The organism is Geodermatophilus sp. SYSU D01106 (genome assembly GCF_054049995.1).
Window position 1 is genome coordinate 81,079 of the sequence record NZ_JBJGYM010000013.1, and the last position, 11,925, is coordinate 93,003.

At 76.7% G+C, this 11,925-nt stretch carries 12 protein-coding genes; 4 read left to right on the plus strand and 8 right to left on the minus strand.

What is annotated here, in order from left to right; all coding sequences use genetic code 11:
• Nucleotides 1-35 precede the first annotated feature (35 nt).
• The 5 genes from ACI78R_RS15025 to ACI78R_RS15045 all read right to left on the minus strand — a co-directional run bounded on the left by ACI78R_RS15025 (nt 36) and on the right by ACI78R_RS15045 (nt 6,604).
• Nucleotides 36-788, minus strand: a complete 753-nt coding sequence (locus ACI78R_RS15025) for a hypothetical protein (protein ID WP_457041293.1) — start codon at nt 786-788, stop codon at nt 36-38.
• 75 nt (nt 789-863) lie between these two features.
• Nucleotides 864-1,628: a sulfite exporter TauE/SafE family protein gene (locus tag ACI78R_RS15030; RefSeq protein ID WP_457041294.1), complete on the minus strand. Its 765-nt coding sequence runs from the start codon at nt 1,626-1,628 to the stop codon at nt 864-866.
• Complete coding sequence (locus ACI78R_RS15035; RefSeq protein ID WP_457041295.1) at nt 1,625-2,383, minus strand: sulfite exporter TauE/SafE family protein; 759 nt, start codon at nt 2,381-2,383, stop codon at nt 1,625-1,627. Before ACI78R_RS15035 ends, ACI78R_RS15030 begins: the two co-directional genes overlap by 4 nt.
• Nucleotides 2,384-2,449: 66 nt before the next feature.
• Nucleotides 2,450-3,949: a diguanylate cyclase domain-containing protein gene (locus ACI78R_RS15040; protein WP_457041296.1), complete on the minus strand. Its 1,500-nt coding sequence runs from the start codon at nt 3,947-3,949 to the stop codon at nt 2,450-2,452.
• Nucleotides 3,950-4,039: 90 nt separating this feature from the next.
• Entirely contained in the window at nt 4,040-6,604 is a 2,565-nt protein-coding gene (locus ACI78R_RS15045; protein WP_457041297.1) for a DEAD/DEAH box helicase, read from the minus strand.
• Between the two features lie 408 nt (nt 6,605-7,012).
• Here ACI78R_RS15045 and ACI78R_RS15050 point away from each other — a divergent pair, with 408 nt between their 5' ends.
• Nucleotides 7,013-7,870 (plus strand): SDR family oxidoreductase, encoded by an 858-nt coding sequence (locus ACI78R_RS15050; RefSeq protein WP_457041298.1) that lies wholly within the window; start codon nt 7,013-7,015, stop codon nt 7,868-7,870.
• Nucleotides 7,871-7,953: 83 nt separating this feature from the next.
• On the opposite strand, the gene mmuM is transcribed toward ACI78R_RS15050, so the two are convergent.
• The gene (gene mmuM, locus ACI78R_RS15055) at nt 7,954-8,850 is read right to left on the minus strand and encodes a homocysteine S-methyltransferase (protein ID WP_457041299.1); all 897 of its coding nucleotides are present in this window, start codon (nt 8,848-8,850) and stop codon (nt 7,954-7,956) included.
• A gap of 52 nt (nt 8,851-8,902) precedes the next feature.
• Here mmuM and yidD point away from each other — a divergent pair, with 52 nt between their 5' ends.
• Entirely contained in the window at nt 8,903-9,382 is a 480-nt protein-coding gene (yidD, locus tag ACI78R_RS15060; protein ID WP_245794847.1) for a membrane protein insertion efficiency factor YidD, read from the plus strand.
• Between the two features lie 2 nt (nt 9,383-9,384).
• Here the strand turns inward: yidD and ACI78R_RS15065 are convergent, their stop codons facing one another.
• The gene (locus ACI78R_RS15065; protein ID WP_073422501.1) at nt 9,385-9,966 is read right to left on the minus strand and encodes a dihydrofolate reductase family protein; all 582 of its coding nucleotides are present in this window, start codon (nt 9,964-9,966) and stop codon (nt 9,385-9,387) included.
• Between the two features lie 78 nt (nt 9,967-10,044).
• Between ACI78R_RS15065 and ACI78R_RS15070 the strand changes: the two genes are divergently transcribed.
• Together ACI78R_RS15070 and arfB are read left to right on the plus strand one after the other, a co-directional pair.
• On the plus strand, nt 10,045-10,707 hold the full coding sequence (locus tag ACI78R_RS15070) for a winged helix-turn-helix transcriptional regulator (protein WP_457041300.1): 663 nt from the start codon (nt 10,045-10,047) through the stop codon (nt 10,705-10,707).
• Nucleotides 10,708-10,763: 56 nt separating this feature from the next.
• A complete protein-coding gene (arfB, locus tag ACI78R_RS15075) occupies nt 10,764-11,204 on the plus strand; it encodes an alternative ribosome rescue aminoacyl-tRNA hydrolase ArfB (protein WP_457041301.1) in 441 nt (146 codons plus the stop codon).
• 4 nt (nt 11,205-11,208) lie between these two features.
• Here arfB and ACI78R_RS15080 read toward each other — a convergent pair whose 3' ends face one another.
• On the minus strand, nt 11,209-11,853 hold the full coding sequence (locus ACI78R_RS15080; RefSeq protein ID WP_457041302.1) for an N-acetyltransferase: 645 nt from the start codon (nt 11,851-11,853) through the stop codon (nt 11,209-11,211).
• Nucleotides 11,854-11,925: the final 72 nt, after the last annotated feature.

Genomic DNA, 11,925 nt, shown 5'->3' on the forward strand with positions numbered 1-11,925 from the left:
GACCGCTGGCTGAGCCGGCGCGCGGTCGCGCCGGCTCAGGCCCCGGAGTCCTGGTGGTGGTCGGGGTCGCGCAGCTCGCCCGGGTCCATCCGCCCGTCGACGATGTCCCCGGCGAGGTCGTCGACGACGCGGCCGGTGGCGAACGCGTGCGCCCGCAGCACGGTCAGGGTGTCGACGACGTCGAGGTCGAGGGCCACCGAGGCGACGCCGGTCGCCTGCCAGACCCGGTTGCGGCGGCGGGCGTCGGGGGAGTCCCACCAGCGGGCGCCCTCGTCGGCCCGCGCCCCGCCCGAGGAGCGCACCATCTCCTCCGTGAGCACCAGCACCGCGGCCTCCACCTCCTCGCGCGGCACGCCGGTCAGCGTGTCCAGCTCGCGGGCGTAGAGGTCGACCACGATCGTCGGGCCCAGCGGCGGCGCCAGCGGCAGCGAGAACACCGCCCGGAAGGGCGTCTCGCCGAGCAGCGCGTCGTGCAGTTCGGGCCAGTTGCGGTTGATGTCCTCGATGTCGAACACGATCGCCCGCCCGGTGTCGTGCGCCCGCAGGCACGGCCCGTCGCCGGTGGTGAACTGCAGCTGCTCGGCCCGCGAGGTGGTGCGGTCGCTGGCGCCGATCGGCGTCCGCAGGCCCGCGCCCTCGTGGATGCTCAGCGCGGCGCCGTCGACGCCGACCGCCTGCGCGAAGGCCCGGGCCAGCCGGGAGGGGGCCATCTCGGGGCCGTCCTCGCCGTCCCCCGGGGGGTCCTGCAGTGCCTCGAGGAAGCGCCCCGCCGCGTCGTCCGACGTCACCGATCCGGTCTCCTCACGTTCCGATCGCGCGACCACCTTCGTGCACGGCCGCGGGCGGCACCACACCGGGGTCGCTCAGCGGTACGCGTCGACGGCGAGCACCACGGCCAGCGCCAGCCCGGCGACCGCGATGAGCCGCCGCAGCAGCGCCTGCGGGGCCCGGCGCACCACCCGCGGGCCGAGTCGCCCGCCCACCAGGCAGCCCAGCGCGAGGGGCAGGGCCGCGCTCCAGGCCACGTCGGCCAGCACGATGAAGCCGACGGCGGCCACCGCGTTGGCCGACCCGAGGACGACGTTCTTGAGCGCGTTGCTGCGCGGCAGCGCCTCGCCGGTGCCGAGCAGCACGGTGGCCAGCAGCAGCACGCCCGCGGCCGCGCCGAAGTAGCCGCCGTACACGGCGATCAGCCCGGTGAGCGCGACCAGCCACCAGGGGTCCCGCGCCCCGTGCGCCCGGCGCCCCTCGGCGGCCAGCTCGGCCGGCGGCCGCTGCAGCAGGATGGCCAGCGCCGCCGCGCCGATGAGCACGGGCACCAGCCGCTCGAACGCCTCGGCCGGGGTGACGAGCAGGAGCAGCGCGCCCGCGGTGCCGCCGAGGACGCCGGCGACGACCAGCGGCACCAGCCGCCGGCCCTGCCCGGCGAGCTCGGGCCGCGAGGCGCTCACCGAGCCGACGCTGGTGAGCACCAGGGCCACGGTGTTGGTGACGTTGGCGGTGACCGGCGGCAGGCCGGTGGCCAGCAGCGCGGGGTAGCTGACCAGCGAGGCGAGCCCGGCGATGCTGCCGGTGAGGCCGGCGCCGACGCCGGCAGCCACGAGCAGCAGCCACTCGAGGACGCTCACCGGGTCACCAGCACCACGACCGCGACGACGCCGAGCACGACGATCGCCGTCCGCAGCACCGCCGACGGCAGCCGTCGTCCGTAGCGGGCGCCGAGCAGGCCGCCGGCCAGCGAGCCGGCCGCGACCAGGCCGGCCGCGGGCCAGTCCACCCGGTCGGCGGCGACGAGCACGTAGGCCAGCGCCGCCACCCCGTTGACCGCGGAGGTGAGCACGTTCTTGAGCGCGTTGAGCCGCTGCAGGGGCTCGGCGAGCAGCAGCCCGAACAGCCCGACCTGCAGCACGCCCTGGCTGGCCGCGAAGTACCCGCCGTAGCTGCCGGTGGCGTAGGCGGCGCCCACGAGCCCGGCCAGGCGCCACCCGCGCGGCGGCCCGGGGGCGCCGGCGCGGCGGGCGGCCAGCCGCCGGGTGAGCAGCGGCTGCACGGCCACCAGCACCACCGCGAGCCCGACCAGCGCCGGCACGACCGCCTCGAACGCCGCGGCCGGCAGGTGCAGCAGCAGGAAGGCGCCGGTGAGCGCGCCCAGCACGGACGCGGGCAGCAGCCGCAGCAGCAGCCCGCGCTGGCCGGACAGCTCCCGCCGGTAGCCGACCGCGCCGCCGACGTTGCCGGGCACCAGGCCCAGGCTGTTGGTCACGCTGGCGGTGACCGGCGGCAGGCCGGTGGCGAGCAGCACCGGGAAGGTGACCAGCGTCCCGGAGCCGACGACGGCGTTGATCGCTCCCGCGGCGAGCCCGGCGACGGCGACCGCTGCCATCTCCCACCCCGTCACGACCGCATCAGCGGAAGCCTGACACAGCCGCCGGGGCCGGGCGGACCCCCGTCAGGCGGGGACGGTCATCTTGTCGTGCGCGGGGGAGGAGACGTCGACCCGGTTCTTGCCGGCCGCCTTGGCCGCGTACATCGCGGCGTCCGCCCGGCGCAGGGTGGCCGAGGGTGAGCCCCCGGGCTCGAGGCGGGCGGCGCCGACGCTGGCTCCGACCCACGCGGTGTCCTCGCCGAGCAGGACCGGGCTGGACACCGCCTCGACCAGCCGCTGGCCCAGGGCCCGGGCGTCGGCCTCGTCCCCGTCGGGCATGAGGACCGCGAACTCGTCCCCGCCGAGGCGGGCGCACAGGTCACCCTCGCGGACGGCCGCCGACAGGCGCGCGGCCACCTCCGTGAGCAGCTCGTCGCCGGCCGCGTGCCCCAGCCGGTCGTTGACCCGCTTGAAGTCGTCGAGGTCGACGAACAGGGCCCAGCCCCCGGACGGCCGCTGCGCGTCGAGCGCGGAGGTGAAGGCCGCCCGGTTGGCGAGTCCGGTGAGCGCGTCGGTGAGGGCGCGGGTGCGGACCTCCTCGTGGGCCTCCGCCCCGCGCAGCGCCAGGCTCACCTGGTTGAGCAGCGACCGGGCGGCGACCACGCCCTCGGAGGGCACGGCCGGCGCCGCGCCCATCAGCACCACGGTGCCCGGCACTCCGGGCATCGGCAGGCAGGACCAGGCGGCCCGCACGCCGGCCGCCCCCGTCAGCTCCGCCGTGGGGGACACCGGGTACTCCGGGGACACGGCGAGGTCGCCGGGGAAGGACGAGCGGGGCAGCGGCGGCGGGTCCGACCGGAACGGTCCGGCGTGCCCGAGCGGGACGAGCAGCTCGCCGGCCTCCGCGAGGACGACCACGCGCAGGCCCGGGGTGGCGGCGCAGACGGCAGCCCAGGCCTCACCCGCGCGGCGCAGGACGGCGTCCCGGTCGGTGAGCCCCAGCAGCTGCGTGCCCAGCGTGGCGAGCGCGCCGTCCCGACGCCGGGACTGCTCGCGGCCGAAGAGCTGGCTCGCCAGGTGGCGGGCGACGGCGACGGTCACCGCCATCACCGGCAGGGTGCCGGCGACGGCGGCGGCGTGCACCGGGGCGGTCCCGAACAGGTGCGGCCCGGCGAGGGTGGCGGCGAGCAGCGCGGCGCCCACGCCCGTGGCGTGCAGGGCCACCCCGCGGCCGCCGCCGTAGACCGAGCGGGACCACAGCATGGGGAAGGCCAGGCCGAAGGCGGCGGCCGGGACGCCCAACGGGGCGGTGAACGCCGCGAGCGCGACGACGTCCACCACGTCGCAGGCCCCCACCGCCCGGCCGAGCCGGTAGCGCACGACGGCCGAGGCGGCGATGGCGGCCGAGGCGACCGCCAGGGGGAGGGCGCCGCCCCGCGCGAGCGCCGGTGCGGCCGCCCCGATCGTCAGCAGCAGCGACGCCAGGACGCACAGGCCGAACAGCCAGCGGGTGCGTTCGACGAGGGCGTCGGGGCGGGACCAGGGGGCACCGGAGGTGGTGCGCGGCGGCTCCGCAGCGGTCATGGCGGTCTCCTGGGGACGGGGTGCTGCCCAGGAGATCGGTCCGTTCGGGTTCCGGCTCGACCCGTGCCGCGTGGATCTCCTCCGGACGGGTCAGTCGTCCTTGCGGCCGGCGTCGACCACCCGCAGCACCAGCTCGCCCGCCTCGTCGGAGGCCGCCAGGTCCACCTCGGCGTCGATGCCCCAGTCGTGGTCGCCGGCCGGGTCGTCGAGGACCTGCCGGACCCGCCAGATCCCGGGCGTCGCCCGGTCCCACACGAGCAGCGCGGGCCCGCGGGCGTCCGCGCCGGTGCCCAGCTCGCCGTGTTCGGTGAAGTAGCCGCGGACCACCTCGCCCCACCGCTCGGCGTCCCAGCCGGAGCCGGCGTCGAGCTCGCCGAGGTCGTACCAGCGGCGCCGCGCCCACAGCTGCACGCGGGCGAACAGCGCGTTGCGCACCATCGCGGTGAACGCGCGCTCGTTGCCGGTGAGCGGCCGGGCGCGGGCCGGCACGGCGACCGGCTCGTCCAGCGGCTGGTCGGGGCTGGTGAGCTGCTCCCACTCGTCCAGCAGCGAGGAGTCCACCTGCCGCACCAGCTCGCCGAGCCACTCGACGAGGTCGATCACCTCCTCGGTGCGCGCCGCCGCCGGGACGCCCGAGCGCAGCGCCTTCACCGCGTCGGACAGGTACCGCAGCACCGCGCCCTCGGAGCGGGTGAGCCCGTAGAGGGAGACGAACTCCTTGAAGGTGAGCGCCCGCTCCCACATCTCGCGGACGACGGCCTTCGGCGAGGGGTGCGCATCGCGGGCCCACGGGTTGCTGCGGACGTAGACGTCGAAGGCGTGCTCGAGCAGCTCCTCGAGCGGCTTCGGGTAGGTGACGTCCTCGAGCAGCTCGATGCGCTCCTCGTACTCGATGCCCTCGGCCTTCATCTGCGCGACCGCCTCGCCGCGGGCCTTGTTGGCCTGCGCCGCGAGCACCTGCCGTGGGTCGTCGAGGGTGGCCTCCAGGACGCTGACGACGTCGAGGGCGAAGGTGTCGCCGTCGGGGTCGAGCAGCTCGACGGCGGCGAGCGCGAACGTCGACAGCGGGGTGTTGAGCGCGAAGTCCGGCGGCAGGTCGACCGTCAGCCGGTACCGGCGGCCGTCGGCCTCCGGCTCGGGCAGCCGCTCCAGGACGCCGGCCTGCAGCAGCGAGCGGGCGATGCCGACGGCCTCCCGGATGTGCCGCAGCTGCCGCTTGCGCGGCTCGTGGTTGTCGGTGAGCAGCCGGCGCATCGCGGCGAACGGGTCGCCGGGCCGGTCGACGACGTCGAGCAGCATCGACGTCGAGACGCGGAAGGAGCTCTGCAGCGGCTCGGGCTCGGCGGCGACGAGGCGGTCCATCGTCGCCTGCGACCACGGCACCATGCCCTCGGGCGCCTTCTTCCGCACGAGCTTGCGGCGCCTCTTCGGGTCGTCGGCGACCTTGGCGAACTGCCGCAGGTTCTCCACCTCGTGCTCGGGCGCCTGCACGACGACGGTGCCCGCCGTGTCGTAGCCGGCCCGCCCGGCGCGGCCGGCGATCTGGTGGAACTCGCGGGCGTTGAGCAGGCGGGTGCGGGTGCCGTCGTACTTGCTGAGCGCGGAGAACAGCACGGTGCGGATGGGCACGTTGATGCCGACGCCGAGGGTGTCGGTGCCGCAGATGACCTTGAGCAGCCCGGCCTGGGCGAGGGTCTCCACCAGCCGGCGGTACTTCGGCAGCATCCCGGCGTGGTGGACGCCGATGCCGTGGCGCACCAGCCGCGACAGCGTCTGCCCGAACGCGGAGGTGAACCGGAACCCGCCGATCGCGTCGGCGATCGCGGCCTTCTCCTCCTTGGAGGAGACGTTGACGCTCATCAGCGCCTGCGCCCGCTCCAGGGCCTGCGCCTGGGTGAAGTGGACGACGTAGACCGGCGCCTGCCGGGTGTCCAGGAGCTCCTGGATCGTCTCGTGCGCCGGCGTCGTCGCGTACCAGTGGTGCAGCGGGACCGGCCGCTCGGCGGTGGCCACCAGCGCGGTGGGCCGGCCGGTGCGCCGGCCCAGGTCCTCGCGCAGCCGGGTGGTGTCGCCGAGCGTGGCGCTCATCAGGAGGAACTGGGCGCGCGGCAGCTCCAGCAGCGGCACCTGCCAGGCCCAGCCGCGGTCGGGGTCGCCGTAGAAGTGGAACTCGTCCATGACGACGAGGCCGATGTCGGCGTCGGCACCCTCGCGCAGCGCGACGTTGGCCAGCACCTCGGCGGTGCAGGCGATGACCGGGGCGTCCCGGTTCACCGCGGCGTCGCCGGTGAGCATCCCGACGTTGGCGGCGCCGAACACCCCGCACAGCGCGAAGAACTTCTCGCTGACCAGGGCCTTGATGGGCGCCGTGTAGAAGCTGCGCCGCCCCGCGGCCAGAGCCGCGTACTGCGCACCGGTGGCGACCAGGGACTTGCCGGAGCCGGTCGGCGTCGCCAGGACGACGTTCGCGCCGCTGACCAGCTCGATCAGCGCCTCCTCCTGGTGCGGGTACAGCGGCGTGCCGCCGTCCTCCGCCCAGGCGGCGAACGAGGTGAACAACTCGTCGGGGTCGTCGCCGCGGGCCCGCAGCGCGCCGAGGTCGCGGGGGTCGTCGAGCAGGGGGAGGGGCGCCGGCCCCGTCGTGCTGGTGGTCATCGTGGGGGACAGCGTGCCGGACGGCCCGGGACTTCCCGGCGGGGCTCCCGCGAGCGCCCGCAGGTAACGAAACGGCCACGACCCCTCTCGGTGAGGTGTGGGGTGGCCGACGTATGGTGACAAGGTGAACAACAGGTGAACGCGAAGTGAGGTAGAGATGCGCGTCGAGGAACGACCCCTGATCCACTGGGTGCCCGTGACCGGCCGGGACGGCCGTCGCCACATGGAGATGCGGTGGGACGCCGCCGCGCTGGGCGTGCCCGCGCCCGCGCACGACCTGCGCAAGACCGCCTGAGCGGTCCCACCGGGTTCCGCCGGCGGGTGCCCGGGTAGGCGGACGGCGGCGCGGTGCGGGGGGAGACGACCCCCGCGACCGCGCGCCGTCCACCCGTGCACCGAGGAGCCCCCGTGTCGTCACCCCGTCCCGAGTCCCAGTCCGAGCAGCAGCAGACCCCGCCCGGCACGCTGGGCGAGATGGACCCGAAGCCCGACCACGGCGAGGAGAGCTACCGCGGGTCGGGCCGGCTCGCCGGCAAGGCCGCCGTCATCACCGGCGGCGACAGCGGCATCGGCCGCGCCGTGGCCATCGCCTTCGCCCGCGAGGGTGCCGACGTCCTCATCAGCTACCTCGACGAGCACGAGGACGCCGAGGACACCGCGCGGTACGTGCGCGAGGCGGGCCGGACGTGCGTCCTGGTCCCCGGGGACATCTCCGACAAGGCGCACGTCAAGACGATCGTGCCGAAGGCCGTCGAGGCGTTCGGCCGGATCGACGTCCTGGTGAACAACGCGGCGTTCCAGATGAACCACGAGTCGCTGGACGAGGTCTCCGACGACGAGTGGGACCACACCCTCGCCACCAACCTGACGGCGATGTTCGTGCTCTGCCGCGACGCGATCCCGCACATGCAGGCGGGCGCGTCGATCATCAACTCGTCGTCGGTGAACTCCGACATGCCGAGCCCGACCCTCGCGCCCTACGCCATGACCAAGGCCGGCATCGCCAACTTCACCGCGAGCCTCGCCCAGCTGCTGGCGGAGAAGGGCATCCGGGCCAACAGCGTGGCGCCGGGGCCGGTCTGGACGCCGCTGATCCCCGCGACCATGCCGCCGGAGAAGGTGGAGAGCTTCGGCCAGCAGGTGCCCCTGGGCCGCGCCGCGCAGCCGGCCGAGCTCGCGCCGGTGTACGTGCTGCTGGCCAGCGACGAGGCGTCCTACGTGTCCGGCGCCCGCGTCGCCGTCACCGGCGGCAAGCCGATCCTCTGACGGGTCGCGCGACGATCAGCTGAGCTCACGTCCGCGCGTCCTGGCTCACCGTCGGCGGTGAGCCAGGACGCCGCACGATCAGCTCACCTGATCGTGCGGGCGAGCGCCGCGACGTCGGCCGGGCGGACGCGGCAGCAGCCGCCGACCAGCCGGGCACCCGCGCCGACCCACGACGCGGCGTCGTCCGGGTCGATCCCGCCGGCGCCGGTCCACCGCCGCTGCGCCGCGTCCCAGCCCTCCCCGGAGTTCGGGTAGGCCACCAGCGGCACCCCGGCCGACGCCGCGGCCGCCAGTGCCGGGCCCACGCCCGCCGGGTCGGTGCAGTTGACGCCGACGGCGACCACCTCCGGCACGCCGCGCGCCAGCGCGAACACGTCCGCGGCCGGCTCCCCGCGGCGGGTGCGGGCCACGCCGTCGGCGCCGACGACGGTGGTCAGCGACAGCCACACGGGCACGCGCAGCGCGGTCGCCTCGGCGAGCACCGCCTCGACCTCGGCAGCTGCGGGCAGCGTCTCGCAGGCCAGCACGTCGGCGCCGGCCTCGGCGAGCGCCGCCATCCGCGGGCGGTGGAAGGCCCGCAGCCGGTCGACGCCGACCTCGCCGACGTAGGCGCCGGTGTACTCCGAGCCGTCGGCCAGCGCCGCGCCGTACGGCCCCACCGAACCGGCCACCCAGGAGCCCGGCGCGCCCTCGCGGGCCAGCGCGACCGAGCGGGCGACCAGCGCCAGCGCCTCCTCCCGGTCCAGGCCCGCGGCGGCGAACCCCTCGACGGTCGCCTGGTAGCTCGCCGTCGTCGCCACCTGCGCGCCGGCGGCGGCGAAGGCGGCGTGCGCGGCGACCACCGCGCCCGGGTCGTCGCGCAGCAGCCGCGCCGACCACAGCGCCGAGGACACGTCGTGCCCGCGCGCCTCGAGCTCGGTGGACAGCCCGCCGTCGAGGACGACGGGGCCGGTGGCGAGCGCGTCGGCGAGGGAGGTCACCGGCCCATCGTCCCGCCCTGCGGCCGGACGGGGGCGCCCGCAGGATCGGGGGATGGTCTTCATCTGGAGCAGCAACTGGCGCCCCCGGCGCCGCCGCCGCGGGTACGGCCCGCCGCCCGGCTACGGGTACGGCTACCCGCCGCCGGGCTACGGCCGCCGCCGCCGGGACGACTCGTGCCTGCGCGACCTGCTGTTCCTCAACACCGGCTGCTGCCTGGCCAACGCGATCGGCTGCGGCGTCGACGGGCTGTTCCTCGTGCCGACGACGGTCCGCCACGTCTCCGCCGCCGGCACCGGCCCGCGGGGCTCGCGCGTCGCCGAGCGACTGGTGGCCGCTGTGCGCGTCTACCAGCGCGAGATCAGCCCCCGGCGCCCGCCGTGCTGCTCGTTCAGCCCCACGTGCTCGGCCTACGCCGTCGAGGCGCTGGAGCGCCACGGTGCCCGCCGCGGTGCCTGGCTGACCGTGCGCCGGCTGGTGCGCTGCCGCCCCGGCGCGGCCGGCGGTGCGGACCCGGTGCCCGCGGCCGCCTGAGGTCAGCGGGCGAGGCGGTAGTGGCTCAGGACGACCCCGGTGGTCGTGGGCACCGACTCGACCAGCTCCCAACGCAGGTGCGCGCCGGCGGGGAAGAGCGTGCGGCCGCTGCCGAGCACGACCGGGGCGACGGCGAGCCACGCGTCGTCGACCAGGCCCGCCGGCAGCAGCGTGGCCAGCAGGTCGGGGCTGCCGAGCACGGTGAGGTCGAGGTCGGTGCCGGCCTTGAGCTCGGCCACCGTCCGCGCCGCGTCGCCGGCGAGCACGGTCGTGTTCGCCCAGGTGGGCGCGTAGCCGGCGTCCCGGGTGACGACGTACTTCCGCTTCGCGTCGAGCACGGGGCCGAACGGGTTGTCGGTCGTGCCGGCCCACGCGGCCTGCATCGACTCGAAGGTGCGCCGGCCGAAGAGCATCGCGCCCTCGCCGGCCATCCCGCGGCCCATCACCTCGCCCATCACCGCGTCGGGATAGGGGCCGAACCAGCCGCCGTGGGCGAAGCCGCCCCGGGTGTCCTCGTCCGGCGACCCGGGGGCCTGGGCGACGCCGTCCAGGCTGACGTTCTCGACGATCGAGATGGTGCCCATGTCACTCCTCCGCTCCGACTGCTACAGAAGCAGTAGTAGCCGCTACGCAATACGTAGCGCAAGGGGTAGCCTCGGCCCGTGCCCGAGCGCAGCTACGACGACCCGTGCGGCATCGCCCGTGCCCTCGACGCGGTGGGGGAGCGCTGGGCGCTGCTCGTCGTCCGCGAGCTGCTGCTCGGCCCCAAGCGCTACAGCGAGCTCGCCCGCGGCCTCCCCGGCAGCAGCCCCACGGTGCTCAGCCAGCGGCTGCGCGACCTGGAGGCGTCGGGGATCGTCACCCGCACGACGGCGGGCCCCCCGGGCGGCGGGCGGGTCTACGCGCTGACGCCCCGCGGCCGGGAGCTCGACGACGTCCTGCTGGCGCTGGGCCGCTGGGGCTCGCGCACGGAGCAGACGTCGGCCGGCGCGCTGTCGCCCGACGCGTTCGTGCTCGCGCTGCGCACCACGGCCGACCCCGCGCGGCTGGCCGGGTGGTCGGCGCGCGTGGAGCTGCGGATCGAGGACGACGCCGCGCCCGACCGGGTCACGCTCACCGTCGACGGCGGCCGGCTCGCGGCCGCGCGCGGTCCCGCCGGGGAGCCCGACGCCGTCCTCGCCGGGCCCGGCGCGGTGCTGCGGCCGGTGGCGTTCGGCCGGCGGTCCCTCGACGACGCGCTTACGGCCGGTGACCTGCGGCTCGAGGGCGACGCGGCGGCGGTGCGCCGGCTGCTGGGCGCCGTCGTCCCGCCGCTCCCCGCCTGAGAACCCACCCCCGCTGCTGCGGTCACCGGAGCGGGGGCGTCGGGGAGACTGTCCGGGTGCCCGCCAGCGACGAGATCTCCGGCGACCTCCCGGTCACCGGGTCCCTCGTCGTGCCGGCGTCGGCCCTGTCGTGGCGGTTCTCCCGCTCCTCGGGCCCGGGTGGGCAGGGCGTCAACACCGCCGACTCGCGGGTCGAGCTGTCGGTCGCCCCGCTGGAGCTGCCCGGCCTGACCGGCGCCCAGCGCGACCGGCTCGGGCAGCGGCTGGCCGGCCGGCTCGCCGACGGCGTGCTCACCATCGCCGCCAGCGAGCACCGCCAGCAGCTGCGCAACCGGCAGGCCGCCCGCGAGCGGCTGGCCGCGGTCCTGCGCGCCGCACTGGCCCCGCCTCCGCCGCCGCGCCGGCGCACGAAGCCGACCCGCGGCTCGCAGGAGCGGCGGATCGCCGAGAAGAAGCGCCGCGGCGAGCTCAAGCGCCGCCGCGGCGGGTGGGACTGACCGGCTACAGCTCCGGCATCGGCACGCCGGGCGGGCGCACCGCCACCCACAGCGGCAGCTGGCCGTCGGCCGAGCGGGTCGCCTCGACGACCTCGAAGCCCAGCCCGCGGGCGAACCGCACCACCGCCCAGGCGGGGGCGACCAGCGCGGCGGGGACCCCGTCGCGGTCGCAGCGGTCGAGCACCGGCGCGAGCACCGCGCCGCCGAGGCCGCGGCGCCGCGCGCGCGGCCGGGTGACGAGCACCCGCAGCCGCCAGTGCGGCTCGCGGGGGAGGGCCGCGGCGAGCACCTCGTCGGTGCGGGCGACGGCGTCGGCCCGGTCGGCGTGCAGCCGCGGGACCTCGCGGCCCAGCGCCGCGGCGACGTCGGCCGGCAGCGGGTCGGCCGCGCCGTCGGGCGCCTGCCAGGAGGCGACGGCGTCGACGTCCTCGCTCACCCAGGTGGTGCCGGTGGTGACGCCGCGGTGCGCGTCGAGCTCGGCCAGCCGGGTCAGCCGCTGGGTGCGCCCGTCGAGGGGCAGCGCCCAGCGCACCCACCGCGACTCGGCCAGCGACACCGTCACCGTGGCGGCGATCCGGGGGACGTCGCGCGGCTCGGCGGGCCGGATGACGGGGACGCCGACGTGGACCGTCGGCCCGGGCTCGCTCATGCCGCCATGACACCACGGCCCGCGCGCACGGGCCCGGACACGGCGACGGGGGCCGGTCCACAGCGGACCGGC

What these genes read in the sequence shown, in the direction of transcription:
- yidD (WP_245794847.1), top strand. Translation starts at nt 8,903, where the DNA reads ATGGTCTTCATCTGGAGCAGCAACTGGCGCCCCCGGCGCCGCCGCCGC.
- ACI78R_RS15045 (WP_457041297.1), bottom strand. Translation starts at nt 6,604, where the DNA reads ATGACCACCAGCACGACGGGGCCGGCGCCCCTCCCCCTGCTCGACGAC.
- ACI78R_RS15040 (WP_457041296.1), bottom strand. Translation starts at nt 3,949, where the DNA reads ATGACCGCTGCGGAGCCGCCGCGCACCACCTCCGGTGCCCCCTGGTCC.
- ACI78R_RS15035 (WP_457041295.1), bottom strand. Translation starts at nt 2,383, where the DNA reads ATGGCAGCGGTCGCCGTCGCCGGGCTCGCCGCGGGAGCGATCAACGCC.
- ACI78R_RS15065 (WP_073422501.1), bottom strand. Translation starts at nt 9,966, where the DNA reads ATGGGCACCATCTCGATCGTCGAGAACGTCAGCCTGGACGGCGTCGCC.
- ACI78R_RS15080 (WP_457041302.1), bottom strand. Translation starts at nt 11,853, where the DNA reads ATGAGCGAGCCCGGGCCGACGGTCCACGTCGGCGTCCCCGTCATCCGG.